A 24614-nucleotide genomic window follows, 5' to 3' on the forward strand; every position below is an offset into this window, starting at 1 on the left:
CACTGTGTCAAATCCCGGTGTTCGGGCCCCCGTCATACGCTGGACGCGGAGAAGCCTTACCTGAGAACCCCTCCGTTTTGCCAAATTGCGGTGTTTAAGCGCAATGGAACCTTCTATAAGAGTTTCCCGTTAGACTACTCTCCCATCAGTTCGGACATCACCCCATGACCTTCACGCTGCCCAATCTACCCTATTCCCACGACGCCCTTGCGCCCCACATGTCCAAGGAGACGCTGGAATATCACCACGACAAGCATCACCAGGCTTACGTGACCAACGGAAACAACGCGATCAAGGGGACTGAATTTGAAGGCAAGTCCCTGGAGGAGATCGTCAAGGCTTCGTTCGGCAAGAACCCGGCCGTGTTCAACAATGCCGGCCAGCACTACAACCATCTGCATTTCTGGAACTGGATGAAGCCGAACGGCGGCGGCAGCAAGCTGCCCGGCCGTCTGGAAAAGAAGATCACCGAGGATCTCGGCGGTCTCGAAAAATTCAAGGCCGATTTCGCCGCCGCCGGCGTCGGCCAGTTCGGCTCCGGCTGGTGCTGGCTGTCGGTCAAGAACGGCAAGCTGGAAATCTCCAAGACCGCGAACGGCGAAAGCCCGCTGGTCCATGGCGCGACGCCGATCCTCGGCTGCGACGTCTGGGAGCACTCCTACTATATCGACTACCGCAACCGCCGTCCCGATTATCTCAAGGCGTTCTGCGATCATTTGATCAACTGGGACTATGTCGACGAGCTGTTCGGCAAGGCCGGCGGTTAAGTTTTAGCAGCGTCATTCCGGGGCGGCGCGAAGCGACGAACCCGGAATCTCGAGACTCCGGGTTCGCTGCTTTCGCATCGCCCAGGAATGACTCTGAGCAAGTTAGAAGGGGCGGTGGCTGCGGCTACCGCTCTTTTTCGTTGGCACGTGTGTCCTCCGCTCCTTGCACAGATCGCCCACCTACGGCACAAGCACTCTGCCGGGTGACTTTCGCTGACGTGGAAAACTGCTGCAATGAGCTATCTACTGGTCTTTGTCGGGGGCGGCCTCGGCGCGTCGCTGCGCCATCTGATCAACATCACCTGCGCGCGCTGCATGGGCACTGGGTTTCCCTGGGGCACTTTCATCATTAATATTACAGGCTCGACCGTGATGGGGCTGATCGCGGGCTATCTTGCCTTCAAGGGCGAGGCGTCGCAGCCTTGGCGGATTTTCCTGATGACCGGCGTCCTCGGCGGCTATACCACGTTCTCGGCCTACTCGCTCGATGCGGCGCTGCTCTACGAGCGCGGCGAGCTGATGCTTGCGGCGCTTTACGTGATCGGCTCCGTCGCGCTCTCGATCGCCGGCCTGTTCGGCGGCCTCGCGCTGGTCCGCCAGTTCGCCTGAGCCACGGCCCGTACGAACACGGGTCTGCGTGACGTCCTCGCATAGGCATGCCTGACAAGCGCATGGGTATCGTGCGAGCTTCCGTTTGCTTCGTCACAAGGGCCGGACTAAGCAGGATGCAATCGCATCGCCCGCAACCCCATCGCCTTGTCCGACCCTCCGCAAAAAGATCCGGCGCCCGCCGACGACACCGAGCCAAAACCCAGGCGGGCCCGCAAGCCGGTCGGCTGGTCGATGATCTTCATCGGTGTGCTTGTCGTGGTCAGCGCCGCGCTGGTGTGGCGGCGCGACGGGATCGACGGCGTGCTCAAGATTCTCTCGCATGATCTCCTGCTGTTCGGTGAAATCATCCCGCGCGTGCTCGCTGGCTGCCTGCTTGGCGGCTTCATCGCGGAAATTCTGCCGCACGACAAAGTCTCGCGCTCGCTCGGTCCGGAATCCGGCCTGAAGGGCCTTTTGATCGGCACGGCATTCGGCGCGATTCTGCCCGGTGGTCCCTTCACTGCCTATCCAGTGGCGGCGGCGCTTTTGACCGTTGGCGCCGATTTCGGCGCTACCATCGCCATGGTGGTGAGCTGGACGCTGATCGGCTACGGCCGCGCGGTCGCCTGGGAATTGCCGATCCTCGGCACCGACTTCACGCTGTGGCGCATCGTGATCTCGCTGCCGATCCCGGTGCTGGCCGGCGCGCTCGGCCGGCTCGTGTTTGTCCGGATGTACCCGAAGGGCGAGCCCGAATGACGGCATCGGCCCTGATCATCGACGTCACGCTGTGGGGTTCGGTCGCACTCCTCGGATTCATGGCGTGGCGGCGCGGCCGCGTCGTGCTGGTGTCGTCGGTGCGCGAAGGCTCGATGGACTTCATCAACATCGTGCCGCGCATTGCGCTCGGTGTGATCGGCTCGGGCTACATCGCCGCCGTCATCCCACCGGAGGTGATCACCGGCTGGCTCGGCCCCGACAGTGGCTGGCTCGGCGTCCTGACCGCAGTAATCGCCGGCGCGGCCACGCCGGGCGGCCCGGTGGTCGGTTTTTCGATCGGCGCGGTGGCGCTCAAGGTCGGCGGCGGATCGCCGCAGGTAATCGCCTATGTCGTCGCCTGGGCGCTGTTCGCCTTCCAGCGCATGATCCTCTGGGAAATCCCGTTCATGCCGGCGAAATTCGTCTGGTTTCGCGCCGCGGTCTCGCTGCCGTTTCCGTTTCTCGCGGCAGCGATCGCGATGGCGATCGGCAAACCGTGAGGTCAGGCGCGGCTGGCCACAAGGCTTCCAATGAGACGCTGAAATCACTATGTTTACAGGATGACCCGCTTGTTCGAACAGGCTGTTGAGGCCGTCTCCGCCCTGCCCGAGGAGGCGCAGGATGATCTTGCGCGAATTCTGCTGCAGCTCGCGGGCGTGGATCAGCCGCCCTATGAACTGACGCCGGAGGAGGCCGCCGACCTCGATGCTTCGCTGGCGGAAGCCGCGCAGGGGGAGTTCGCGACGGATGATGAAGTCCGCGCGGTATGGGCGAAGCATGGGCTGTGAAGGTCCGTTACACACGCCGGGCGCTGCGCCAGCTTGCCGAAATTCTCGACTACATTGACGCACGTTCGCCGCAAGGCGCAGACAACGTCAAGCGGCGGCTCAACGCCGTGATCGATCTGCTCGCACAACATCCGAATTCCGGACGCCTTACCCGCAGGGAAGGCATCCGCAAGGCGGTGGCAAGGCCGTATCCGAAGGCCGTATCCGTATGTGATTTTCTATCGGCCCGATGCAAGCGGCATTGTCGTCCACGGGATCAGGCATGCCGCACGCAGACCGCTTTAGCAGCGTCGATTTATGAACTTCGTCTAGTTCGGGTTCAGTTGGACCGCAGGTCTGCCGCCGACCATCGTCTTCGCCGCAATCCAGCTCGCAAGCAGGGCCAGCCACGCCGCGCACATTACGGCCAGCGGGTGGGACGGCAGACCCGTCGCGGGCCACAATTCCCAAAGCCAGTAGGCTTGCGCGATCCCAGGCAGCAGGAAGGTCGCGACCAGGCCTTGGATACTGGTGCCGACGGGAGCCATCATCAGCATGCTTAGATGGAGCACGGGCGTGAGCAGGAACAGTAGGGCCTGGGAAATGGCGCGGATCGATTGCCAGTTCAGGCCCTGCAGGGAATGCGCGAACGTGTAGGCGCCGACGAAGACGATGAGGCCGGCGAGAAAGCCGTCGGGCCTATAGTGGTAAACGGCCAGGGCGCCGATGCCGATGGCCAGAAAATCGACCAGCCACGCGCGCAGGCTGTAGCTGCGCTCGGGATCGGCAGGACGGTTCGTTAGGGTGGCCGCTTGGGTCATCGCGCTAATTGGTCGCCCCATCCGGTGGCCGCGTTCAAGCCCGTCCGGCGCCAGGTCCGCGGTGTTGCCGGCACATGGACTCCCGTAATGTTATATTATAACGTCTTTCCATGCCGCATTTGCATACCCATGACCACGCCCATTACGCCCATTCCCATGGTCCGGCGACGCCCCATCCGGCGCAGGCGGCGCCCTGGTCGATCCTGCGGATGACGGTCGCCGCCCGCCTCGCTGCGGCCCTGGCGGTCTCGGCCGCGCTGTGGGCCGTCGTGCTGGTCGCGATGAGGTGAGCATGGCGGCGCAGCTCAATCTCCACAACGTCACGCTGGGCTATGACCGCCATCCGGCGGTGCATCATCTCACCGGCGAGGTGGCCGCTGGCGCGCTGCTGGCGGTGATCGGGCCGAACGGCGCCGGCAAGTCGACGCTGTTTCGCGGGCTCGCCGGAATCCTGAAGCCGCTCTCCGGATCGATCGATCTCGGCGGCCTCGATGTCAGAGACATCGCCTATCTGCCGCAGAGCGTCGATATCGACCGCAGCTTTCCGATCTCGGTGTTCGATTTCGTCGGCACCGGCCTGTGGCGATCCATCGGGTTTTTCGGCGGCATGGGAAAGCCGGCGCAGGGCAAGATCACAAGAGCGCTCGCCGCCGTCGGCCTCAACGGGTTTGAAAGCCGTTCGATCGGCACACTGTCGGGCGGCCAGACCCAGCGCATGCTGTTTGCGCGTGTGCTGCTGCAGGATGCGCGCCTGATTGTGCTCGATGAACCCTTCAACGCCATCGACACCAAGACCTCGGCCGATCTGCTGGCGCTGGTGAAGCGCTGGCACGGCGAGGGCCGTACTGTATTGGCGGCGCTGCACGACATGGAGCTGGTGCGCGACCATTTTCCCGAAACCTTGCTGCTCGCGCGCGGGCCGGTGGCGTGGGGCCCGACCGCCGAGGTGCTTAACGCCGAAAACCTGATGGTCGCCTTGCGGATGTGCGAGGCGTTCGACGACAGCGCCGCCGCCTGCGCCGACGATTTGCCGTCGCGGGCCGCCTGATGCTGTACGACGCGCTGATCGCGCCCTTCACCGAATTCGAGTTCATGCGCCGCGCGCTCGCCGCCGTGGTCGCGCTCGCGCTTGGCGCCGCGCCGATCGGCGTTTTCTTGATGCTGCGGCGGATGAGCCTCGTCGGCGACGCCATGGCGCATGCGATCCTGCCGGGCGCGGCGATCGGCTTCCTCGTCTCCGGCCTCAATCTGTTCGCGATGACGACCGGCGGGCTGATCGCGGGCTTCACGGTCGCGCTGCTTGCCGGCCTGGTCGCGCGCAATACCGAGCTGAAGGAGGATGCCTCGCTCGCGACCTTCTACTTGGTTTCGCTCGCGCTTGGCGTCACCATCGTTTCCGTCAAGGGCACCAATATCGATCTTCTGCACGTGCTGTTCGGCAACATTCTGGCCATGGACGACCAGACGCTGCTCGTGATCGCCTTCAATGCGACGATCACGCTGCTGGTGATGGCGATCATCTACCGTCCCCTGGTGATCGAATGCGTCGACCCGGTATTCCTGCGCACGGTCAGCCGCGCCGGCGCGCCTGCGCATCTGGCATTCCTGGCCCTCGTCGTGATCAATCTCGTCAACGGCTTTCACGCGCTCGGCACCTTGCTCGGCGTCGGCCTGATGATCCTCCCCGCCGGCATCGCGCGGTTCTGGTCGCGCGACATCACCGGCATGATCTGCATCGCGGTCGCCAGCGCGATCGTGTCAGGCTATGCCGGGCTGGTGCTGTCGTTCCAGACCACGATCCCTTCAGGCCCCGCGATCATCCTGATTGCTGCCGGGCTCTACGTGGTGTCGCTGCTGTTCGGATCCGTCAGCGGCCTTATCCGGCAGATGTTCCCCGGCCGGCATTTGGAGGCATAGCGATGATCCGGCTTTGGCTCGTCGCTCTCGCGATGTTCATCGCTACTGGGTCCGCGCGAGGGTCAGAGCGGCTCAACGTCGTCGCCAGCTTCTCGATCCTCGGCGATTTCGTCCGCAATGTCGGCGGCGATCGGGTCAGCGTCACGACACTGGTAGGACCCGACAGCGACGCGCATGTCTATACGCCGACGCCGGCTGACGCCAAGAAGATCGCCGATGCCAGGCTGATCTTCGTCAACGGTCTCGGTTTCGAAGGCTGGCTGCCGCGGCTGGTGCAATCCGCCGGCAGCAAGGCGAAGATTGTCACCGCGAGCGATGGCATCTCTCCCCTCCGGTTGGGGTCGGCCGCCGATCCCCATGCCTGGCAGTCGGTCACCAATGCGAAGGTCTATGTCGCCAATATCAGCCTCGCGCTCTCGGCCGCCGATCCAGCCTCTGCCGAGGAGTTCATGAAGAATACGCAGGCCTATATTGAACAGCTCGATGCGCTCGACCGCGAGGTCCGCGACGCCATCGCAAAGCTGCCGGAGGGCCGGCGCAAAGTGATCTCGACCCACAACGCCTTTGGCTATTTCGCCGCTAGTTATGGTATCGAGTTCATCGCGCCGCTCGGCGTCTCCACCGAATCCGAACCGAGTGCGCGGGACATCGCCAAAATCATCACTCAGATCAAGGCGGCCAAAATACCGGCGGTGTTCCTCGAAAATATCACCGACCCCCGCCTGATGGGCCGGATCTCGGCCGAGACCGGCGCCAGGATCGGCGGAACACTCTATTCGGACAGTCTAACGGGCGAAAAGGGCGATTCTCCCACTTACATTGCGATGGTCAGGCACAATATAAAGGCCCTGACCGGCGCGCTGAGCCCATAGGGCAGGGGCCTCCCTGCCTGCCGGCGCGTCCCAAATTTTCCGCTCCGGAGCGATTATGTCTGAACTTTCGTCCCAAAAAATTCCAGTGACCGTGCTGACGGGCTATCTCGGCGCCGGCAAGACCACGCTGCTCAACCGCATCCTGTCGGAAAACCACGGCAAGAAATACGCCGTCATCGTCAATGAATTCGGCGAGATCGGCATCGACAACGACCTCATCATCGGCGCCGATGAGGAAGTGTTCGAGATGAACAATGGCTGCGTCTGCTGCACCGTACGCGGCGATCTCGTCCGCATCATGGATGGGTTGATGAAGCGCAAGGGCAAGTTCGACGCCATCATCGTCGAGACCACGGGGCTCGCCGATCCGGCCCCCGTGGCGCAGACCTTCTTCGTCGACGAGGACGTGCAGAGGAACGCGCGGCTCGACGCCGTCGTGACGGTGGCCGATGCGAAGTGGCTGAGCGACCGCCTGAAGGATGCGCCGGAAGCCAAGAACCAGATCGCGTTTGCCGACGTCATCGTGCTCAACAAGACCGATCTCGTCTCCAAGCCGGAGCTCGCCGAGGTCGAGGCCCGCATCCGCGGCATCAACCCTTACGCAAAGCTGCACCGCACCGAGCGCTGCAAGGTGGCGCTGGCTGACGTACTGGAGCGCGGCGCGTTCGACCTCGACCGCATCCTGGAGATCGAGCCGGAATTCCTCGATGCCGGCGACGACCATCATCACCACGATCATGATCATCATCATGACCACGACCACCACCATGATCACAGCCACAGCCATGGCGGGTTGAAGCACTATCACGACGAGGACATGCAGTCGCTCTCGCTGCGCTCGGACAAGCCGCTCGATCCCACAATCTTCATGCCCTGGCTGCAAAACCTCGTCGCCACAGAGGGCCAAAAGATTCTGCGTTCGAAGGGCATCCTCGCTTTCGCCGACGACGACGATCGCTACGTCTTCCAGGGCGTGCACATGATGCTGGAAGGCGATCATCAGCGGAAGTGGAAGGAAGGCGAGCCGCGCGAAAGCCGTGTCGTCTTCATCGGCCGCGAGTTGCCGGAAAAGACGATCCGCGAAGGTTTTGAAGCCTGTATCGTTATGTGAGGCGAAGAAGATCGAACTCATGTCTTCCGAACAGCTCTCAATAGCATCTATGACCGACCGCGTGAAACCCGTCGCGGTCGGCGCGCCGGTCGCCGCGGTGCACTTTCTCGGCGATGTCGCCGCCTTCGTCTGCGCGGAGGAGAAGGTCGCGCTCGCCGGCGTTGATGGCGAAGTCTCGCGCACCGACGTGCATGGCGGTGCCATCCTCTGTACGGCGTCCGATGGCAAGCGAGTAGTCACCGGCGGCGATGACGGCAAGGTCGTCGCGTTGAATGCCAAGGGCGAAACGTCCGTGCTCGCGACCGACGCCAAGCGGCGCTGGATCGACAACGTTGCGCTGCATTCCGACGGCACCGTGGCATGGTCGGCTGGCAAGACCGCATTCATCCGCAGCGCAAAGGGCGAGGAGAAGAGTTTTGATGCGCCTTCGACCGTGGGCGGACTGGCGTTTGCGCCGAAGGGCCTGCGCGTCGCAGTGGCCCATTACAACGGCGTGACGCTTTGGTTTCCCAACATGGCGGCGAAGCCGGAATTCCTGGAATGGGCCGGCTCGCATCTTTCCGTGACCTTCAGTCCGGATAACAAGTTCCTCGTCACCGCCATGCATGAGCCGGCGCTGCACGGCTGGCGGCTCGCCGACAACAGACACATGCGGATGAGCGGCTATCCCGGCCGCGTCCGCTCGATGTCGTGGAGCGCCGGCGGCAAGGGGCTCGCCACCTCGGGCGCGGACACCGTGATCATCTGGCCGTTCAACAGCAAGGATGGTCCGATGGGTAAGCAGCCCGCGATGCTGGCGCCGTTGCAAGCGCGCGTCTCCTCAGTCGCCTGTCATCCGAAGCAGGAGTTCATGGCGGCCGGGTATAGCGACGGCACCATCCTGATCGTGCGTTATGAGGATGGCGCGGAAATTCTGGTGCGCCGCAATGGCAGCGAGCCAGTCTCCGCGCTCGGCTGGAACGCGAAAGGCACGCTGCTGGCTTTCGGCACCGAGGATGGCGACGCCGGGATGATGGAATTCTAGGCATAGGGCGTCATGAATCCCTCATGGTGAGGAGGCGCGTTAGCGCCGTCTCGAACCATGAGGCCCAGACGGGCCTGCATCCTTCGAGACGCGGCGAAGACGCCGCTCCTCAGGATGAGGGGCTTGAGCAGGTTCCGCGCGGAACCATGCGTCCGGCCGGCCGTTGATCCGCGAAATGATTTCGTGGGTGAACGATATGCCTGCCGATGAACGCCAACGCCAATACCGACGGGATATGCTGGCCGCGTCCACATTGATCGCAGCCGGTCTTGTCGTATCCGTGCTTTCGCTGACCGAAATCATGGCAGGCGATTCCGTGCACATCGCGCAGGCGACGCCGCCGACACAATCGACGCCCGGCGCGGAAACCAAACCGTCCGGGCCGCCGCCCGAGCCACCCACGACCGGCCAGCGCCCTTCGGATACCCCGCCGCAGCCGGCCCGGCCTGATCCGGACGCGCAGAAACAGGGCGCTCAGCCCGCGCTGCCGCCCGCACCGGCGGAGAAGACCGCGCCGCCGATCCGGGAGAAATGATCCCACTTTTGCGATGCCGATTGTGCAATCGCAAAATCGTGGGCCGCGAAAAGTCGCGGCCATGCGTAATGGTGCGCCGTTGCGGCCATATCGCCCCGTTCGTCCGCATCAATTGGTAGCAGACGGTCAGGACGCTGCCCCCGAACGCCTTGTGTTGATCCCCAACAAGCGGTTAGGCTTGCGGCAACAACAGCCGGCAGGTCGAACAATGGCCGGCACGCCAGGGAGTGACGCATGCGTGAGTTAACGCCTGAGACGATCACGGACGCCGTGCTCGAACAGATGGCGACGACGCCGGACCCGCGCCTGAAGGAGATCATGGCAGCGGCGGTCAAGCATCTCCACGCCTTCGCCCGCGAGGTCAATCTGACGCCCGCAGAATGGATCAAGGGCATCGAATTCATGACCGCCGCGGGCAAGATGTGTTCGCCGGAGCGGCAGGAGTTCATCTTGCTGTCGGATACGCTCGGCCTCTCGGCGCTGGTCAACGGCCTGCATGATGCGACCGCGCTGGAGGAGGCGACCCATACCAGCCTGCTCGGCCCGTTCTACCGCGAAGCGACGCCGACGCTCGCGGCCGGCAGCTCGATCGCCAAGAATCCAAAGCCCGGCACCGAATGCGTGCTGTATGGCCGCGTCACCGATGCTGCCGGCAAGCCGGTGGCGAATGCCACGGTCTCGATCTGGCAGACTGGTGCCGATGGTCTCTACGACATTCAGGCCAGCGCCACTTCGGTCGACTACCGCGGCGTGTTCGCGACCGACGCCAATGGCGTCTACGTCCTGAAGACCGTCAAGCCGCTCGGCTATTCCATCCCGATGGACGGTCCGGTCGGCGCCATGGTGAAGGCGCAGGCCCGGCACGGCATGCGGCCGGCGCACATCCACTTCCTGGTCGGCGCCACCGGCTATCGCGAACTGGTCACCGCGCTTTATCTGCGCGACGATCCGCATCTGGCTGACGATGTCGTGTTCGGCTCGTCGGGCGATCTCGCCGTCGATGTTGTCGCCAACGATCCGGATTGTCCGATCAAGGGCATGCCGAGCATCCGCTTCGACATGCGGCTGTCGCGCGAAAGCGCCGCCGACAAGGTAAGCGGCCGCGTTGGCGCTGATCCATCGGCGATTATCAAGCAGGCGGCCAAGAGCGAAACCGTGGGGGCTGGATAGTTCTCGCTTGACCTAACCATTGGCGGGCGACTGGACGAAGATCCGGCGGGAGCCGAAACGACACAACGAAAATGAGGGGGAGCAATGAAACGCAGAACATTCCTGGGCGGCGCGATGGCTGTCGCTGTGGTTGGGCACGGTTCGAACGCCCTGGCCCAGCAGCCGCCGATCAAGATCGGCATGTCGATGCCGCAAACCGGCGGCCTCGCCGGCGGCGGCAAGGCATCGCTGCTCGGCATCGAGATCTGGCGCGACGACATCAACGCCAAGGGCGGCCTGCTCGGCCGCAAGGTCGAGCTCGTCGTCTATGACGACAAGTCGAGCGCGTCGGAGACGCCGGCGATCTACGCCAAGCTGGTCGATGTCGACAAGGTCGATCTCTTGTTCGCGCCCTATGCGACGGTGCCGACCGCGCCGATCATGCCGTTCGTCAAGCAGCGCGGCCTGCTCTTGATGGGCAATTTCTCGTTCCAGGTGAACAGCAAGGTCGGCCACGACATGTGGTTCAACAATGCGCCCTGGGGGCCGGCGGACAGCTGGGCGGCCTCGTTCCTCGACCTTGCGCAGAAGGCCGGCGGCAAGAACATGGCGTTGCTCACGGCGGACCAGGAGTTCGCGCAGAATCTCGCGGTGACTGCGCGCGACGTCGCCAAGCAGCGCAACATCCCTGTTGTCTTCGACCAGGTCTATCCGCCGAGCACCGTCGAATTCGCGTCCATCATTCGCGCGCTCAACGCCGCCAAACCCGACATCGTCTATGTCGCGTCCTATCCGCCGGATTCGGCCGGCATCCTGCGCGCGGTGAACGAAATCGGCGTCAGTGACAACGTCAAGATTTTCGGCGGCGGCATGGTCGGCCTGCAATTTGCTGCCGTGATGTCGAACCTCGGCTCGCTGCTCAATGGCGTGGTGAACTACAACACCTGGCTGCCGGAAAAGAGCATGTATTTCGACGGCACCAAGGACTTCTTCGACAAGTATACCAAGCGCGCCATCGAGGCGAAGGTTGATCCGCTCGGATATTATCTGGCGCCGTTCGGCTACGCGATGGGCCAGATGATCGAGGCGGCGGTCAATTCCACCAAGTCGCTCGATCAGAAGGGCATCGCCAAATACCTGCGCGAAAATGAGCACAAAACTATCGTCGGCCCGATCGCGTTTTCTGCGGACGGCGAGCGCAAGGAAACCGCGACGCTGCAAGCGCAGTTCCGGGGCGTCAAGGACAAGGACATCGATCAGTTCCGCTCCTCCGGCAAGCAGGTGATCCTGTTCCCGGACAAGCTGAAGACCGGTGAACTCATCAGTCCCTTCGAGGCGGCCCGAAAGTAGGTCTCGTGGCTTTTTCGGCTTCGAGCGCAAGGGGGAACTGACGTGTTTTCGATGGACCTGCTGCTCGGGGCCGTGCTGCTCGGGGTGCTGCTCGGCTGCTTCTATGCAGCCGTCAGCGTCGGGCTGTCGGTCTCGTTCGGGCTGCTCGACGTGCCCCACGTCGCTCACCCGGCCTTCCTGGTGCTGGCGTCCTACGGCGTCTATCAGCTCAATGAAAGCTACGACATCGATCCGCTGCTGGCGGGGCTCGCAATCACGCCGCTGTTCTTCCTGTTCGGTCTCATCGCCTACCGCGTCTATTACGAGACCTTCGAGCGGCGTGGCAGCGATGCCGCCGTCCGCGGCATCGCGTTCTTCTTCGGCATAGCCTTCATCATCGAAGTGCTGATCATCCTGCAGTTCGGCGTCGACCAGCGCTCGGTCAGCGCAACATATATCGGCAAATCCTGGCGCTTCGGCGAGTTCCGGATACCGATCCGGCAACTGGTCGCGTTCGCGGTGGCGCTGACGCTGACCGCACTGCTGGCGATCTATCTGTCGAAGACCTTCATGGGCCGCGCGATCCGCGCCGTCGCGCAGGACGAGGAGGCGCTGCGGCTGATGGGCGCCAATCCGGTCCGCATCAAGCAGTTCGCCTTCGGCATCGCCACTGCCGTGCTTGGCATTGCCGGCGCGCTCCTCATCATCGTGGCGCCGGTCGAGCCGACGCTCGACCGCGCCTATATCGGACGCACCTTCTGCGTCGTCGTCATGGCCGGGCTCGGCAGCATCAGCGGCACGCTGATCGCCGCCGTCATCCTCGGCGTCGCCGAATCGATCGTGCTTACGATGTTCGGTGCGTCCTGGGCCCCCGCGATCTCGTTTGCAATGCTGCTCGCCGTGCTCGCCGTCCGCCCGCAAGGTCTGCTCGGCCGATGAAAAAGCCCCGCCACAGCATCGCATTCTGGGCCGGCGTCGCCGTCTTTCTCGTCGCCGTGCTGGCGATGACGCAAGTAGTCCGCAACGAATATCCGTTCTTTGCCGGTTACGTCATCCTGCAGTTCATCGCGCTCGCGGTGGCCTGGAGCATCCTCGGCGGCTACGCCGGCTACGTCAATTTCGGCACCAACGCCTTTTTCGGCGTCGGCGTCTATACCGCGGTCGCCCTGGTCAAGGCGACCGGCGCGCCGCTGGTGGTGCAGATCGCCGCCGCCGCGGTGGTCGGCATGATGCTCGGTTTCGGCGTCGGCCTTTTGACCTTGCGGATGCGCGGCATCTTCTTCTCAATCGCGACGATTGCGCTTGCCATCATCATCGAGACCGTCGTGATGAACTGGCGGTTCGTCGGCGGCGCGGCCGGCATCCAGATCCAGCGACCGCCGGTGATGGCGCCGTTCGACAGCTATGTGAAGATGCTGTTCTTCGTGCAGGCCGTTCTGGCGGTGACAGCCGTTGCGATCGCGCGCTACATCCAGAATTCGAAGATCGGCCGCGGCCTGCAGGCGCTGCGCGACGATGAACTCGCCGCCGAATGCACGGGCGTGCCGACGCTCAAGCTGAAGCTCGTCGCCTGCATGATCTCGGGCGGGCTGATTTCCGCCGCCGGCGCGCCGGCCGCGATGTACCTGCAATACGCTGATCCGTCCTCGGCGTTCAATCTGAGCTACTCGGTTTCGGCGCTGGCGATGGCGCTGATCGGCGGCACCGCGCATTGGATCGGTCCGGTGCTCGGGGCCATCCTGCTCGGCTCGACCCAGCAGCTTCTTGCCGTCACCATCTCCTCGGAGGTCAATGTGCTGGTGCTCGGCATCATGCTGGTGCTGTTCGTGGTCGGCGCGCCCAAGGGCATCATCGGGCTGCTCCGGCCGCGCTATCGCCTGCGCGCGGGAGGCAAACCATGACGACACCTGCCGCAACCGACGCGCCGCTCCTGCAGGTCGGGACGCTGACAAAAACCTTCGGCGGCTTCACCGCGCTCGACAATATCAGCGTCGACATCAAAAAGGGCGAGCGCTTCGGCCTGATCGGCCCGAACGGCTCCGGCAAGACGACGCTGATCAACTGCATTTCCGGCGCGCTGCGCCCGCAGACGGGCAGCGTGGTGTTCTGCGGCGAGGACGTCACCCAGCTGCCGCCGCATTTGCGCGCACGCCGCGGCATCGCGCGCAGCTTCCAGATCCCGCGTCCCTTCCGGAGCATGACCGTGCTGGAGAACCTCATGGTCGGGCTCGACTTTGCCGGCGTCGGTTCGGGCCAGATCGAGGAAGAGGCCGCGATGTCGATCCTGACGCGGATGGGGCTTGCCGCGAAGGCCGATGCGCCCAGCGACACGCTGAGCCAGGTCGAGTTGCGCAAGATGGAGCTCGCCCGCGCCATGGCGGTGCGGCCAAAACTCCTGATCTCGGACGAGGCGATGGCCGGGCTGTCCTCATCAGAGGTCGACGAGGTGCTCGACCTGCTGATCAGCCTCGGCCAAGAAGACATCACCATCATCATGATCGAGCACATCATGCAGGCGGTGATGCGCTTCTCGGAACGGGTGATGTGCCTCGATGCCGGCAAGATCATCGCGCTCGGTGCGCCTAGCGAGGTGATGGCCAACAAGCGGGTGCAGGAGGCCTATCTTGGCACTTAGCCTTGCCATTGAGAAGCTCGATGCGGGTTACGGCGCGGTCAAGGCGCTGCGCGGCGTCACGCTGCATGTGGAGGCCGGCGAGACCGTTGCTTTGCTCGGCACCAATGGCAATGGCAAGAGCACGCTGATGAAATGCGTGATGGGCCTGGTGCGACCGGACAGCGGCCGGCTCTCGCTCATCATCGACGGCGTGGCGCATGACCTGACAAAACTGTCGCCCGAGGCGATCGTCGATCTCGGCGTCGCGCTGGTGCCGGAGGGACGGCGGCTGTTTCCCAAGCTGACGGTGACGGAAAACCTGATGCTGGGCGCCTTCCGCAAGGCCGCGAGGGCCACGATCGACGGCAACCTCGCGCTCGTCTTCGATACTTTCCCGGTGCTGAAGGAGCGGCGCCACCAGCTCGCCGGCACCATGTCCGGCGGCCAGCAGCAGATGCTGGCGATCGCCCGTGCGCTGATGTCCTCGCCGCGCCTCCTGCTGATCGACGAGCCGTCGGTCGGCCTCTCGCCGCTATTGGTGTCGCAGACCATCGCCAAGATCGGCGAGCTCAAGCAGCGTGTCGGCCTGACCGTGCTGATGGCAGAGCAGAATTTCAACCAGGCGATCCGGATCGCCGACCGCGGCTACATCATCGTCCACGGCGAGATCGCGGTATCCGCGCAGTCGGTCGACGAGCTCAAGGCCAACGACATCGTCAAGCGGCTCTATCTCGGCGGCGTCGTTTGAGGGCTATGACGGCATCGTGACGTTCTGCCGATTCTTCAGCCTCGCTTGCTGCCATCATCTGCCGCATAATCCAATGGCATCAATGCAGATGATAGATGGGGCAGGCGATGAAGATCGATGACGTCAGGCGAACCGCCTATTCGATGCCGCTGACCAACCCGTCGTTTCCGCGGGGACCGTACCGGTTCTTCAACCGCGAATATTTCATCGTCACCTATCGCACCGATCCCGAGGCGCTGGCCGCCGTGGTGCCCGAGCCGCTCGAAGTCGCGGACGCCGTCGTCAAGTACGAATTCATCCGTATGCCCGACTCGACCGGCTTCGGCGATTACACCGAGACCGGGCAGGTCATCCCGGTCCGTTTCAAGGGCGAGGAGGGCGTCTACGTTCATTCGATGTATCTGGACGACGAAGGGCCGATCGCGGGCGGCCGCGAGCTCTGGGGCTTTCCCAAGAAGCTGGCGTCGCCGAAGATCGCCGTCGAGAGTGACGTACTGGTTGGCACGCTACATTACGGCTCGGTGCTCTGTGCCTCCGCCACCATGGGCTACAAGCATCGTCCGGTCGATCATGATGCGGTGCTCAAGGGCATGAAGGCGCCGAACTTCATGCTCAAGATCATCCCGCACGTCGACGGCAGTCCGTGGATTTGCGAGCTGGTGCGCTATTATCTCGAGGACATCAATCTGAAGGAGGCCTGGACCGGCCCTGCGGCGCTCGGCCTATTCCCGCATGCGCTCGCCGACGTCGCCCGCCTGCCGGTGCGCGAGGTGGTCTCTGCGCTGCATTTCAAGGCCGATCTGACACTGGGGCTCGGGACGGTCGCGTTCGATTATATGGCGCGGTGAGGGACGAACCGGGGGCGCGCGATCACTGCGCGCCCCTGAGCGTGCAGGCCGTCGAGCAGGTCACTACCACGCCGCGCTCACAGGCGATGCAGACCGCGACGCACTGCTTCATGTCCTTGGGATTGTACTGGCTGTAGAGCTTCCGCGCGCAATTGTCGATCGAGCCGGTCACCTCGGCATTGCTGCCGTTCTCGGGCGTGCATGCGGCCAAGGCCGCAGCTGCCAGCACGCTGATAATGACGACGCGCATTTCGGTCGCTCCAACCGGAGCCGTCGCGCGAACAAGCGGCGACGGCCATAGGCCCTCGCAAAAATTGATCCTTCAGGATTGCGCGATCGAGTTAATCGAGTGTTACGGGAAATCGGAGTTCCCGTGGGTAGTTCTACGCCCAGGGCGGGGGCGGCAAGCGATGTGCGCTGCAGCAGGGACCGGTGAAGCCTGCCGGGCATGCGGCAGCGACGCCGTTACTTCTTCAGGTTCATGAAAGGTTCGAACGCTTCCTTGCCGGACCCGAAATGCTCGTAGATCGAAGCGGATTTGTTCATCAGCTCAAAAGCCCGTTCCTGGTCCGCGCCCTGGCGCTTGTCCTTGAAGGTGGTAATCAGCATGATCGCGGTCATGTAGTTGCCGAACGCGGCTTGCTCGGCCCCGAGCAGGTTCTTGAGCCGCGCATCGCGGGTAAAGAAGTCGGACATCGTCGTCTTGATGCCTTCGTCGCCTGCCGAAAGCGATTGCGTCGACCAGAAGGCTGAGGCGAGCGTCAGCAGGCGGCGAAATTTTTGCGGGTCCACCTTGCACTGGTACTTTTCGCAGGCCGCTTTCGTCATCACGTCGTCACGGCCCTTGGGCGTGAGCGTATTGCCGAACTTGCTCATCATGTACGCCATGCGCAAGGCGTCGCTGACCATCGCGTCGTCGGCGCCCGCGTAATTGTCGAGGATGCGCTGGATGAAGACGGTGTTGCCCGATGCCATGTAGGCGCCGATCAAGGTGTCGTTGTCGCCGGGGATTTCCGAAGGCCTCACCGCCTCCAGCACCGGGACACGCGCCGCTTGCAGTTTATCCAGCAGCGCGGTGAGCTGGCTGGCGGCGGCATACTTTTTCGCTTCCTCCGCAAGGCCAGCGCGATACAGGCTGTAGACGTAGACTTGTCGGACGTTGTTGGAGGGCTCGTTCTTGAGCAGGCGTTCCCGCTCGTCCGGAGAAGCCCTGAACAGTTCGGCCAGGAAGCCGACAAGGTTGTCCGGCGCAGATCGCGCCACCATCTGCCGGAACTGCGCCAGCGTCTCATCGACACAGGCTGGCGACTTACTGCGGTAATAGCTCGCCATGCAATTGTTCTCGGCGGCGAGGGCAGGGCCGGAACAGAGCCACAGCATCGCGAGCGCGACGGCTGCGCCGATATTTTTCGTCATCGTGGAGTGGGGTTGTTTTCGCATTGTCACCGGCGCAGCTGTCAGGGCGCAATGTTGTGGTTGCGCACCCTAACAGCCTCATCTCGGCTTCGACAATGGCGGCCGCACCGCCTGTGCCGTGCTGGCGCGCTCAGCGCACTAGGATGTTCCTGAACTGCCAGGGATCGGATGTGTCGATGTCTTCCGGGAACAGGCCGGGACGGTCGGTCAGCGGCGTCCAGTCGGTGTAAAAACCCTTCACCGGGCCGAGATACGGCAACTGGATTTCCAGCAGACGTTCGAAATCCATTTCGTCGGCTTCGACGATGCCTTCGTTCGGGTTTTCCAGCGCCCACACCATGCCGCCGAGCACGGCGGAGGTCACCTGCAGGCCGGTGGCGTTCTGATAGGGCGCGAGCTTGCGGGTCTCTTCGATCGAGAGCTGCGAGCCGTACCAGTAGGCGTTGTTGTCATGGCCGAACAGCAGCACGCCGAGTTCGTCGATGCCGTCGACGATCTCGTTCTCATCGAGGATGTGGTGTTTTTCCTGCATCTTCGCGGCGCGGCCGAACATTTCGTGCAGCGACAGCACAGCATCGTCAGCCGGATGATAGGCATAGTGGCAGGTCGGCCGATAGATCGCCGTGCCCGATGCGTCACGCACCGTGAAGTAATCGGAGATCGAGATCGACTCGTTGTGGGTGACGAGGAAGCCGTACTGCGCGCCGCGGGTCGGGCACCAGGTGCGCACGCGCGTATTGGCGCCGGGCTGCATCAGATAGATGGCTGCGCCGCAGCCAGCTTCGTGGGTATGCGCATTCTCCGGCATCCATTTTTCATGGGTACCCCAGCCGAGCTCGGACGGCTGCACACCTTCCGACAGAAAGCCTTCCACCGACCAGGTGTTGACGAAGACATCAGGCTCTTTCGGCTTCTTGGAGCGCTGGGTGTCGCGTTCGGCGATGTGAATGCCCTTGACGCCGGCCTGCCGCATCAGGTCCGCCCATTCGGCCCTGGTCTTCGGCTTGGGGGCATTGAGCTTCAGATCGGCGGCGACATTGAGCAGCGCCTGCTTGACGAAAAAGGAGACCATGCCGGGATTGGCGCCACAGCAGGAGACGGCCGTCGTCGAGCCGGCGGGGCGCGCCTTCTTGGCGGCCAGCGTCACTTCGCGAAGGGCGTAGTTGGAACGCGCTTCCGGGCCCTTCGAAGCATCGAAATAGAAGCCGAGCCAGGGCTCGTTAACGGTGTCGATATAAAGAGCGCCAAGTTCGTTGCAGAGCTCCATGATGTCGGTGGAGCCGGTATCGACCGAGAGGTTGACGCAAAAGCCCTGGCCGCCGCCTTCGGTGAGCAGCGGGATCAGCAACTCGCGATAATTGTCCCGGGTCACGCCCTTCTGGATGAAGCGTACATTGTGCTTCTCGCAATGCGCCTTGCGGCCCTCGTCCTTGGGATCGATCACGGTGACGCGCGACTTGTCGTAGTCGAGATGCCGCTCGATCAGGGGCAGCGTGCCTTTGCCGATGGAGCCGAAGCCGACCATGACGATGGGACCGGTTATCTTCGCGTAGATCTGCGCGGCGGGGCTCATGGGATGGTTTCTCCGGAACGTACTGGTAGACGAATGGTGAGGGGTGAATCAGGCAGTGCGGTGCTTCGCGGTCACTTCGATTTCGATCTTCATCTCGGGCTTGTAGAGCCCCGCAACGACCAGCAGCGTTGCAGCCGGGCGGATGTCGCCGAGGACCTCGCCGCAGACGGCGAAGTGGGCATCCGCGTCCTTTGGATCGGTGATGTAGTAGGTCGCGCGGACGATGTCGGCCATCGCGAAACCGCCTTCCTTCAGTGCGGCTTCGATGGTCTTGAAGCAGTTCCGTGACTGGCTCGTGACGTCAGCCGGCATCGTCATGGTGGCGTAATCGTAGCCGGTGGTGCCGGCGACGAAGGCGAAATCGCCGTCGATAACGGCGCGGCTGTAGCCGGCGGCCTTTTCAAACGGCGAACCGGTGGAGACGAGATGTCGGGACATCAGGACCTCGGATTTCAGGAGCTGGCTGGTTTTGGCGGGGTTTAAGAGATTTTTCCCGGCGCGCGCAACCCCTCGCAGCGTCAGCGGAACGGTTCTCAGACCGCGTCGGACGGCGGCGCAGCGCCACCCCAGCGGCGCGCCACAATGTCCCTGACGACCATGACCGAGATCATGATCAGCAGGGCCATGGTGATGGCGCCGCGCCAGCGCGGGCGCGTGGCTGGAAGGTTCTCCGGCATGGCCTCAGGCCACGCGCGGGACGAGCAACGCCTTCGTCTTCCGGCTCCGGGCAGCCCTTGGTTTGAGCAGCGGCTTTCCGGTCGCGGCAATCATGCCCCAGGCGCCATCCAGCGCGCCCTCAGCGAGCTCGAGGCCGAGCAGGCGCTCGCGCTCGAACGCGCCCGGCAGCGACAATTGGCCGGTCTTCGCGGCCGAGAAGCCGAAGCGGGCGTAATAGGGCGCGTCGCCCAGCAGGATGACCGCGCGATGGCCCCGCGCCCTCGCCGCCGCGAGCGCGTGGGCCATCAGCGCGGCCCCGGCCCCGTGCTGGCGGGAGGAAGCCTCAACCGCCAGCGGGCCAAGCATGAGCGCCGGGACGCCCCCGGCGCTGACGTGCCACAACCGCAACGTACCGACCAGCCGTCCCGCCGCCACGGCCGAAAAGGCGAGGCCTTCGGCGGGTGCACGTCCGTCGCGCAGGCGCTGGCAGGTGCGCATATGGCGGTTTGCGCCAAAGCAGGCATCCAGCAGCGTCTCGCGCGCCGCGACGTCCGAGGCCCGCTCAGCACGGATCGCGAACCGGGCGGCGTCGGAGACTAGGGTGGTGGTCTTCCGCAAAGCAGTCATGGCACGTCAGTCCCCGCTCGCAACGGCCCGCAGGCCGCGCCAAGCGTTGTCTTCAAATCGCAGATGACGGGGAGGGAGCCGGCGCACCGGCTCCCGTTAGTTAAGGCCTCAAATGAGGCCGCTTCAGATGTGGTAGGTCCGCAGCGGCGGGATGCCGTTGAACGCTACCGACGAGTAGGTCGACGTATAGGCTCCGGTGCCTTCGATCAGCAGCTTGTCGCCAATCTCGAGCGTCACCGGAAGCGGATACGGCAGCTTCTCGTACAGCACGTCGGCGCTGTCGCAGGTCGGCCCGGCGAGCACGCACGGCGTCATCTCCGCGCCGTCATGCGGCGTACGGATGGCGTAACGGATCGACTCGTCCATCGTCTCGGCGAGACCGCCGAACTTGCCGATGTCGAGATACACCCAGCGCACCTCATCCTCGTCGCTCTTCCTGGAGATCAGGACGACTTCGGTCTCGATGATCCCGGCATTTCCGACCATGCCGCGGCCCGGCTCGATGATCGTCTCCGGGATCTGGTTGCCGAAATGCTTGCGTAAGCTACGGAAGATCGACCGGCCGTACTGCACGACCGGCGGAACGTCCTTGAGGTACCGGGTCGGGAAGCCGCCGCCCATGTTGACCATGGACAGGCTGATCCCGCGCTCGGCGCAGTCGCGGAACACCGTCGAGGCCATCGCCAGCGCGCGGTCCCACGCCTTCACCTTGCGCTGCTGCGAGCCGACATGGAACGAGATGCCGACCGGCTCCAGGCCCAGACGCTTGGCGAGGTCGAGCACCTCGACCGCCATCTCCGGGTCGCAGCCGAACTTGCGCGACAGCGGCCACTCGGCGCCGGCGCAGTCATAGAGGATGCGGCAGAACACCTTGGCGCCGGGGGCGGCGCGGGCGATCTTCTCGACCTCGGCGGCGCAGTCGACCGCGAACAGGCGAATGCCGAGCGCGAAGGCGCGCGCGATGTCGCGCTCCTTCTTGATCGTATTGCCAAAGGAGATGCGGTCCGGCGTCGCACCGGCGGCCAGCGCCATCTCGATCTCGGCAACCGTCGCGGTGTCGAAGCAGGAGCCCATCGAGGCGAGCAGCTGCAGCACTTCGGGCGCCGGGTTCGCCTTCACGGCGTAGAACACGCGGCTGTCCGGCAGCGCCTTGGCAAAGGTCTGGTAGTTGTCGCGCACGACTTCGAGGTCGACGACGAGGCACGGCTCGGTGTCGAGGCCCTCGCTGCGGCGGTTGCGCAGGAATTCCTGAATACGTTCGGTCATAGCACCCTCCAAACGGCCTTTGCGACAAGGACCCGTTCAAATGTGAGCTCGGACATGAGTGCTTTGGCGTTGCCGCACGATGGAGACGCGACTAGGCCTCGAACTCGAGATCCGAAGTTGTGCTGCCGTGGATTGGTTGGGAATTTCCCGCCCGCACACCTGGCAATGAAGGACAAGCCTTTTCAGTAGCCCGCGCCGGCGTTGGAATGCCGGTAGAGACCAAAAAAGCCCGATCCGTCGTTGCTTTAAGTCGCGTCCCCCGTTGAGAGCGGGGTGCGCCGGTTCGCCTCCGGCTGCCAGTCACGGTTGCAAAGGATGCAGAGACCTTCAACGGCATCTCTTGAGAGAGATGCTGGCCACTCAAACGAGAGCGACCCTCGGTTCTTCATCCCTTGGCGGCTGTCCGGCCTCTTGTCCGGATACCTACCGACTGACACACGACCACAGGCACGTGCGAAATTGGGCAAAACGGGAAATAAGTGTTTTGACTCGGCTTCGCAAGAATTTTTTTAGGCTGGGGACAAATTTCCCGCATGCGTGATTACGAAAGCGTTCGCACCGCGCGTCGCCGATAAACAAACATGAATGGACGTTAAGATTTCTCGATCGGCGCTGAGCGCGTCGGCGCCTGCGCAGCAAGCGATTCTCGCGCGCGTCAGCCGCGCCGGAAGAACGGCTCGATGCGCTGCGCGTTGCGGATGAACGCGACCATGATCAGCACGCCGATGCCGAACAGCACGGCCTGCAGGATATGCGCCGAGGTATCGTTGAGGCCGAACAGGATCGCCAGCGCCCAGCCGCCGGCAAACGCCGCGCCAAACACTTCGGCGCCGATCAGAATGGCCGCGGAGATGACGGTGATGACGCTCGGCCAGTAGATCGCGGATGAGGGCTTCGAAGCGGGCTGTGGGTTCATGAAAAAAGGTCCTGTTCTGGTGGCGCAATCTCTCCGAAAAGCCCCCATCTATCAAGCACAAAAGGCCCAAAAATGCCGCATCGCGTGCTATAGATTGCCGCATCAATTTTGGGCCAAAACGGGATTTGTGATGTCGGAAATAGTGCAAACGGCCGAGCTCTCGGAAGCCAGGGCGAACCCGCTGTTGAGGCCGTGGGAAACGCCATTCGAGACACCGCCTTTCGCCGAGATCGAGCCGGAACACTTCCTGCCGGCCTTCGAGCAGGCCTTTGCCGACCACGCCGCCGAGATCGCGGCGATCACCCACGACCCGTCGGCGCCGGACTTCGCCAACACCATCACGGCGCTGGAGCGCTCGGGCAAGCTGCTCTCCAAGGTCGCGGCGGTGTTCTACGACCTCGTCTCGGCCCATTCCAATCCGGCGATCCTCGAGATCGACAAGGAAGTGTCGCTGCGGATGGCGCGGCACTGGAACCCGATCATGATGAACGCGGTGCTGTTCGGCCGCATTGCTCTGCTGCACGAAAATCGCGCCGCGCTCGACCTCACGGGCGAGCAGAAGCGCCTGCTGGAGCGCACCTACACCAACTTCCACCGCGCCGGCGCCGGCCTCGACGAGGCCGCCAAGAAGCGCCGCGCCGAGATCAACGAGCGTCTGGCGCAGCTCGGCACCTCCTTCAGCCATCATCTGCTCGGCGACGAGCAGGAGTGGTTCATGGAGCTCGGCGAGGACGACCGCGCCGGCCTTCCCGACGCCTTCATCGCCGCGGCCAAGGCGGCGGCGGAGGAGCGCGGCATGGCCGGCAAGGCAATCGTGACGCTGTCGCGCTCCTCGGTCGAGCCGTTTCTGAAGAGCTCGTCCCGCCGCGACCTGCGCGAGAAGGTCTACAAGGCCTTCACCGCCCGCGGCGACAATGGCAACGCGAACGACAACAACGCCACCATCGTGGAGATCCTGGCGCTCCGCGAGGAGGCCGCCAAGATCATGGGCTTTCCGACCTATGCCGCCTACCGCCTGGAGGATTCCATGGCCAAGACGCCGGAGGCCGTGCGTGGCCTCCTGGAGCGGGTCTGGACGCCGGCCCGCGCGCGGGCTCTGGCCGACCGCGACGCGTTGCAGGCGTTGATCGCGGAAGAGGGCGGCAATTTTGACCTCGCCCCGTGGGACTGGCGCTACTACGCCGAAAAGCTCCGGCAGCGTCGCGCGGATTTCGATGACGCCGCGATCAAGCCTTATCTCGTGCTCGACCACATGATCGAGGCCGCCTTCGACTGCGCCACCCGCCTGTTCGGCGTCACCTTCGAAGAGCGCAAGGACGTTCCGGTCTGGCACCCGGATGTGCGGGTCTGGGAAGTCAAGGGTCCCGACGGCAGCCACAAGGCGCTGTTCTACGGCGACTACTTCGCCAGGCCCTCAAAACGCTCCGGCGCCTGGATGACCTCGCTGCGCGACCAGCAGAAGCTCGACGGCGAGGTCGCCCCGCTGGTTATCAATGTCTGCAACTTCTCCAAGGGGGCGGATGGGCAGCCGTCGCTGCTGTCGCCTGATGACGCCAGAACCCTTTTCCACGAGTTCGGCCATGGACTGCACGGCATGCTGTCCAACGTCACCTATCCCTCGCTGTCGGGCACGTCGGTGTTCACCGATTTTGTCGAGCTGCCCTCGCAGCTCTATGAGCACTGGCAGGAGCAGCCGCAGGTGCTGCGGCAGTTCGCCAAACATTACCAGACCGGCGAGCCGCTGCCGGATGACCTGCTGCAGCGCTTCCTCGCCGCACGAAAATTCAACCAGGGTTTTGCCACCGTGGAGTTCGTGTCCTCGGCGCTGATCGATCTCGAATTCCACACCCAGCCGGCCGCGGCCAGCCGCGACGTCGCGGCGTTCGAGAAGGCGGAGCTGGAGAAGATCGGCATGCCCGCGGAAATCGCGTTGCGGCACCGGCCCACCCAGTTCGGCCACATTTTCTCCGGCGACCACTATGCATCAGGCTATTATAGCTACATGTGGTCGGAGGTGATGGACGCCGACGCGTTCGGCGCCTTCGAGGAGGCTGGCGACATCTTCGATCCGGCGGTGGCAAAACGCCTGCACGACGACATCTACTCATCGGGCGGCTCGCGCGATCCCGAGGACGCCTATGTCGCCTTCCGCGGCCGCGAGCCGGAGGCCGACGCACTCTTGCGCCGGCGGGGCCTGCTTGAAACAACGCCGGCGGCTTGACCAGCCGGCGCCTCCACGCGTCGTCCCCGCGAACGCGGGGACCCATAACTCCGGTGTTCGTTGTGAGGGAAATGCCTTTGCCACAC

Annotated in this window: 29 protein-coding genes and 1 pseudogene; 21 read left to right on the forward strand and 9 right to left on the reverse strand. The window is 63.8% G+C overall.

The annotated features are described in order from the left end of the window. Nucleotides 1-164: 164 nt before the first annotated feature. From QA643_RS05120 to QA643_RS05145, 6 genes and pseudogenes are all read left to right on the forward strand, one after another. A complete protein-coding gene (locus QA643_RS05120) occupies nt 165-767 on the forward strand; it encodes a superoxide dismutase (protein WP_283032117.1) in 603 nt (200 codons plus the stop codon). A gap of 234 nt (nt 768-1001) precedes the next feature. After that, the gene (gene crcB / locus QA643_RS05125) at nt 1002-1376 is read left to right on the forward strand and encodes a fluoride efflux transporter CrcB (protein ID WP_283032118.1); all 375 of its coding nucleotides are present in this window, start codon (nt 1002-1004) and stop codon (nt 1374-1376) included. Between the two features lie 147 nt (nt 1377-1523). After that, nucleotides 1524-2117 carry a permease gene (locus QA643_RS05130; protein ID WP_283032119.1) on the forward strand — a complete coding sequence of 198 codons (594 nt, stop codon included), beginning with the start codon at nt 1524-1526 and terminating at the stop codon, nt 2115-2117. Beyond that, nucleotides 2114-2617 carry a hypothetical protein gene (locus QA643_RS05135; protein ID WP_283032120.1) on the forward strand — a complete coding sequence of 168 codons (504 nt, stop codon included), beginning with the start codon at nt 2114-2116 and terminating at the stop codon, nt 2615-2617. The genes QA643_RS05130 and QA643_RS05135 overlap by 4 nt, the downstream gene beginning before the upstream one ends. A gap of 60 nt (nt 2618-2677) precedes the next feature. Continuing rightward, nucleotides 2678-2905: a hypothetical protein gene (locus QA643_RS05140; protein ID WP_283032121.1), complete on the forward strand. Its 228-nt coding sequence runs from the start codon at nt 2678-2680 to the stop codon at nt 2903-2905. Beyond that, nucleotides 2884-3033, forward strand: a pseudogene (locus QA643_RS05145) (type II toxin-antitoxin system RelE/ParE family toxin); the annotation flags it as partial. The gene QA643_RS05140 and the pseudogene QA643_RS05145, both read left to right, overlap by 22 nt. Nucleotides 3034-3213: 180 nt before the next feature. Here the strand turns inward: QA643_RS05145 and QA643_RS05150 are convergent. After that, entirely contained in the window at nt 3214-3705 is a 492-nt protein-coding gene (locus QA643_RS05150; RefSeq protein WP_283035113.1) for a hypothetical protein, read from the reverse strand. A 110-nt stretch (nt 3706-3815) separates the two neighbouring features. Here QA643_RS05150 and QA643_RS05155 point away from each other — a divergent pair, with 110 nt between their 5' ends. The 14 genes from QA643_RS05155 to QA643_RS05220 all read left to right on the forward strand — a co-directional run bounded on the left by QA643_RS05155 (nt 3816) and on the right by QA643_RS05220 (nt 15852). Beyond that, complete coding sequence (locus QA643_RS05155; protein WP_283032122.1) at nt 3816-3995, forward strand: hypothetical protein; 180 nt, start codon at nt 3816-3818, stop codon at nt 3993-3995. Between the two features lie 2 nt (nt 3996-3997). Then, entirely contained in the window at nt 3998-4753 is a 756-nt protein-coding gene (locus QA643_RS05160; protein WP_283032123.1) for an ABC transporter ATP-binding protein, read from the forward strand. Next, nucleotides 4753-5622 (forward strand): metal ABC transporter permease, encoded by an 870-nt coding sequence (locus QA643_RS05165; protein WP_283032124.1) that lies wholly within the window; start codon nt 4753-4755, stop codon nt 5620-5622. Before QA643_RS05160 ends, QA643_RS05165 begins: the two co-directional genes overlap by 1 nt. Nucleotides 5623-5624: 2 nt before the next feature. Next, nucleotides 5625-6494 carry a metal ABC transporter substrate-binding protein gene (locus QA643_RS05170; RefSeq protein WP_283032125.1) on the forward strand — a complete coding sequence of 290 codons (870 nt, stop codon included), beginning with the start codon at nt 5625-5627 and terminating at the stop codon, nt 6492-6494. 55 nt (nt 6495-6549) lie between these two features. Further along, nucleotides 6550-7605 carry a GTP-binding protein gene (locus QA643_RS05175; RefSeq protein ID WP_283032126.1) on the forward strand — a complete coding sequence of 352 codons (1056 nt, stop codon included), beginning with the start codon at nt 6550-6552 and terminating at the stop codon, nt 7603-7605. Between the two features lie 19 nt (nt 7606-7624). Next, the gene (locus QA643_RS05180; RefSeq protein WP_283032127.1) at nt 7625-8629 is read left to right on the forward strand and encodes a WD40 repeat domain-containing protein; all 1005 of its coding nucleotides are present in this window, start codon (nt 7625-7627) and stop codon (nt 8627-8629) included. A gap of 196 nt (nt 8630-8825) precedes the next feature. After that, nucleotides 8826-9164 (forward strand): hypothetical protein, encoded by a 339-nt coding sequence (locus QA643_RS05185; RefSeq protein ID WP_283032128.1) that lies wholly within the window; start codon nt 8826-8828, stop codon nt 9162-9164. Between the two features lie 234 nt (nt 9165-9398). Further along, the gene (locus QA643_RS05190) at nt 9399-10334 is read left to right on the forward strand and encodes a dioxygenase (protein ID WP_283032129.1); all 936 of its coding nucleotides are present in this window, start codon (nt 9399-9401) and stop codon (nt 10332-10334) included. 84 nt (nt 10335-10418) lie between these two features. After that, entirely contained in the window at nt 10419-11663 is a 1245-nt protein-coding gene (locus QA643_RS05195) for an amino acid ABC transporter substrate-binding protein (RefSeq protein ID WP_283032130.1), read from the forward strand. 51 nt (nt 11664-11714) lie between these two features. Next, nucleotides 11715-12581 (forward strand): branched-chain amino acid ABC transporter permease, encoded by an 867-nt coding sequence (locus QA643_RS05200; RefSeq protein WP_283034716.1) that lies wholly within the window; start codon nt 11715-11717, stop codon nt 12579-12581. Next, nucleotides 12578-13543, forward strand: a complete 966-nt coding sequence (locus QA643_RS05205) for a branched-chain amino acid ABC transporter permease (RefSeq protein WP_283032131.1) — start codon at nt 12578-12580, stop codon at nt 13541-13543. The genes QA643_RS05200 and QA643_RS05205 overlap by 4 nt, the downstream gene beginning before the upstream one ends. Beyond that, nucleotides 13540-14277: an ABC transporter ATP-binding protein gene (locus QA643_RS05210; protein WP_283032132.1), complete on the forward strand. Its 738-nt coding sequence runs from the start codon at nt 13540-13542 to the stop codon at nt 14275-14277. The genes QA643_RS05205 and QA643_RS05210 overlap by 4 nt, the downstream gene beginning before the upstream one ends. Further along, complete coding sequence (locus tag QA643_RS05215) at nt 14267-15004, forward strand: ABC transporter ATP-binding protein (protein WP_283032133.1); 738 nt, start codon at nt 14267-14269, stop codon at nt 15002-15004. The genes QA643_RS05210 and QA643_RS05215 overlap by 11 nt, the downstream gene beginning before the upstream one ends. A 107-nt stretch (nt 15005-15111) precedes the next feature. Further along, entirely contained in the window at nt 15112-15852 is a 741-nt protein-coding gene (locus tag QA643_RS05220) for an acetoacetate decarboxylase (protein ID WP_283034717.1), read from the forward strand. Nucleotides 15853-15874: 22 nt separating this feature from the next. On the opposite strand, the gene QA643_RS05225 is transcribed toward QA643_RS05220, so the two are convergent. From QA643_RS05225 to QA643_RS05260, 8 genes are all read right to left on the reverse strand, one after another. Beyond that, entirely contained in the window at nt 15875-16102 is a 228-nt protein-coding gene (locus tag QA643_RS05225) for a hypothetical protein (RefSeq protein ID WP_283032134.1), read from the reverse strand. Nucleotides 16103-16317: 215 nt separating this feature from the next. Continuing rightward, nucleotides 16318-17292 carry a hypothetical protein gene (locus tag QA643_RS05230; RefSeq protein ID WP_283032135.1) on the reverse strand — a complete coding sequence of 325 codons (975 nt, stop codon included), beginning with the start codon at nt 17290-17292 and terminating at the stop codon, nt 16318-16320. Nucleotides 17293-17398: 106 nt separating this feature from the next. Further along, entirely contained in the window at nt 17399-18841 is a 1443-nt protein-coding gene (locus QA643_RS05235) for a homospermidine synthase (RefSeq protein ID WP_283032136.1), read from the reverse strand. A gap of 48 nt (nt 18842-18889) precedes the next feature. Next, nucleotides 18890-19279, reverse strand: a complete 390-nt coding sequence (locus tag QA643_RS05240; protein WP_283032137.1) for a RidA family protein — start codon at nt 19277-19279, stop codon at nt 18890-18892. Nucleotides 19280-19374: 95 nt separating this feature from the next. Then, on the reverse strand, nt 19375-19518 hold the full coding sequence (locus tag QA643_RS05245) for a hypothetical protein (RefSeq protein ID WP_283032138.1): 144 nt from the start codon (nt 19516-19518) through the stop codon (nt 19375-19377). Nucleotides 19519-19522: 4 nt separating this feature from the next. Beyond that, on the reverse strand, nt 19523-20125 hold the full coding sequence (locus QA643_RS05250) for an N-acetyltransferase (protein WP_283032139.1): 603 nt from the start codon (nt 20123-20125) through the stop codon (nt 19523-19525). A 123-nt stretch (nt 20126-20248) separates the two neighbouring features. Next, the gene (locus QA643_RS05255; RefSeq protein ID WP_283032140.1) at nt 20249-21391 is read right to left on the reverse strand and encodes a type III PLP-dependent enzyme; all 1143 of its coding nucleotides are present in this window, start codon (nt 21389-21391) and stop codon (nt 20249-20251) included. A gap of 655 nt (nt 21392-22046) precedes the next feature. Then, entirely contained in the window at nt 22047-22307 is a 261-nt protein-coding gene (locus tag QA643_RS05260) for a hypothetical protein (protein WP_283032141.1), read from the reverse strand. 130 nt (nt 22308-22437) lie between these two features. On the opposite strand from QA643_RS05260, the gene QA643_RS05265 reads away from it, so the two are divergent. Further along, entirely contained in the window at nt 22438-24528 is a 2091-nt protein-coding gene (locus tag QA643_RS05265; protein WP_283032142.1) for a M3 family metallopeptidase, read from the forward strand. The last annotated feature ends 86 nt before the right edge of the window (nt 24529-24614 follow it).

The organism is Bradyrhizobium sp. CB3481 (assembly GCF_029714305.1).
Classification (GTDB): domain Bacteria; phylum Pseudomonadota; class Alphaproteobacteria; order Rhizobiales; family Xanthobacteraceae; genus Bradyrhizobium.

What these genes read in the sequence shown, in the direction of transcription:
- QA643_RS05185 (WP_283032128.1), top strand. Translation starts at nt 8,826, where the DNA reads ATGCCTGCCGATGAACGCCAACGCCAATACCGACGGGATATGCTGGCC.
- QA643_RS05150 (WP_283035113.1), bottom strand. Translation starts at nt 3,705, where the DNA reads ATGACCCAAGCGGCCACCCTAACGAACCGTCCTGCCGATCCCGAGCGC.
- QA643_RS05220 (WP_283034717.1), top strand. Translation starts at nt 15,112, where the DNA reads ATGAAGATCGATGACGTCAGGCGAACCGCCTATTCGATGCCGCTGACC.
- QA643_RS05245 (WP_283032138.1), bottom strand. Translation starts at nt 19,518, where the DNA reads ATGCCGGAGAACCTTCCAGCCACGCGCCCGCGCTGGCGCGGCGCCATC.
- QA643_RS05230 (WP_283032135.1), bottom strand. Translation starts at nt 17,292, where the DNA reads ATGCGAAAACAACCCCACTCCACGATGACGAAAAATATCGGCGCAGCC.
- QA643_RS05190 (WP_283032129.1), top strand. Translation starts at nt 9,399, where the DNA reads ATGCGTGAGTTAACGCCTGAGACGATCACGGACGCCGTGCTCGAACAG.
- QA643_RS05225 (WP_283032134.1), bottom strand. Translation starts at nt 16,102, where the DNA reads ATGCGCGTCGTCATTATCAGCGTGCTGGCAGCTGCGGCCTTGGCCGCA.
- QA643_RS05140 (WP_283032121.1), top strand. Translation starts at nt 2,678, where the DNA reads ATGACCCGCTTGTTCGAACAGGCTGTTGAGGCCGTCTCCGCCCTGCCC.
- QA643_RS05180 (WP_283032127.1), top strand. Translation starts at nt 7,625, where the DNA reads ATGTCTTCCGAACAGCTCTCAATAGCATCTATGACCGACCGCGTGAAA.
- QA643_RS05135 (WP_283032120.1), top strand. Translation starts at nt 2,114, where the DNA reads ATGACGGCATCGGCCCTGATCATCGACGTCACGCTGTGGGGTTCGGTC.
- QA643_RS05250 (WP_283032139.1), bottom strand. Translation starts at nt 20,125, where the DNA reads ATGACTGCTTTGCGGAAGACCACCACCCTAGTCTCCGACGCCGCCCGG.
- QA643_RS05255 (WP_283032140.1), bottom strand. Translation starts at nt 21,391, where the DNA reads ATGACCGAACGTATTCAGGAATTCCTGCGCAACCGCCGCAGCGAGGGC.
- QA643_RS05195 (WP_283032130.1), top strand. Translation starts at nt 10,419, where the DNA reads ATGAAACGCAGAACATTCCTGGGCGGCGCGATGGCTGTCGCTGTGGTT.
- QA643_RS05175 (WP_283032126.1), top strand. Translation starts at nt 6,550, where the DNA reads ATGTCTGAACTTTCGTCCCAAAAAATTCCAGTGACCGTGCTGACGGGC.
- QA643_RS05170 (WP_283032125.1), top strand. Translation starts at nt 5,625, where the DNA reads ATGATCCGGCTTTGGCTCGTCGCTCTCGCGATGTTCATCGCTACTGGG.
- QA643_RS05205 (WP_283032131.1), top strand. Translation starts at nt 12,578, where the DNA reads ATGAAAAAGCCCCGCCACAGCATCGCATTCTGGGCCGGCGTCGCCGTC.
- QA643_RS05260 (WP_283032141.1), bottom strand. Translation starts at nt 22,307, where the DNA reads ATGAACCCACAGCCCGCTTCGAAGCCCTCATCCGCGATCTACTGGCCG.
- QA643_RS05160 (WP_283032123.1), top strand. Translation starts at nt 3,998, where the DNA reads ATGGCGGCGCAGCTCAATCTCCACAACGTCACGCTGGGCTATGACCGC.
- QA643_RS05155 (WP_283032122.1), top strand. Translation starts at nt 3,816, where the DNA reads ATGCCGCATTTGCATACCCATGACCACGCCCATTACGCCCATTCCCAT.
- QA643_RS05240 (WP_283032137.1), bottom strand. Translation starts at nt 19,279, where the DNA reads ATGTCCCGACATCTCGTCTCCACCGGTTCGCCGTTTGAAAAGGCCGCC.
- QA643_RS05120 (WP_283032117.1), top strand. Translation starts at nt 165, where the DNA reads ATGACCTTCACGCTGCCCAATCTACCCTATTCCCACGACGCCCTTGCG.
- QA643_RS05265 (WP_283032142.1), top strand. Translation starts at nt 22,438, where the DNA reads ATGTCGGAAATAGTGCAAACGGCCGAGCTCTCGGAAGCCAGGGCGAAC.
- crcB (WP_283032118.1), top strand. Translation starts at nt 1,002, where the DNA reads ATGAGCTATCTACTGGTCTTTGTCGGGGGCGGCCTCGGCGCGTCGCTG.
- QA643_RS05235 (WP_283032136.1), bottom strand. Translation starts at nt 18,841, where the DNA reads ATGAGCCCCGCCGCGCAGATCTACGCGAAGATAACCGGTCCCATCGTC.
- QA643_RS05210 (WP_283032132.1), top strand. Translation starts at nt 13,540, where the DNA reads ATGACGACACCTGCCGCAACCGACGCGCCGCTCCTGCAGGTCGGGACG.
- QA643_RS05165 (WP_283032124.1), top strand. Translation starts at nt 4,753, where the DNA reads ATGCTGTACGACGCGCTGATCGCGCCCTTCACCGAATTCGAGTTCATG.
- QA643_RS05200 (WP_283034716.1), top strand. Translation starts at nt 11,715, where the DNA reads ATGGACCTGCTGCTCGGGGCCGTGCTGCTCGGGGTGCTGCTCGGCTGC.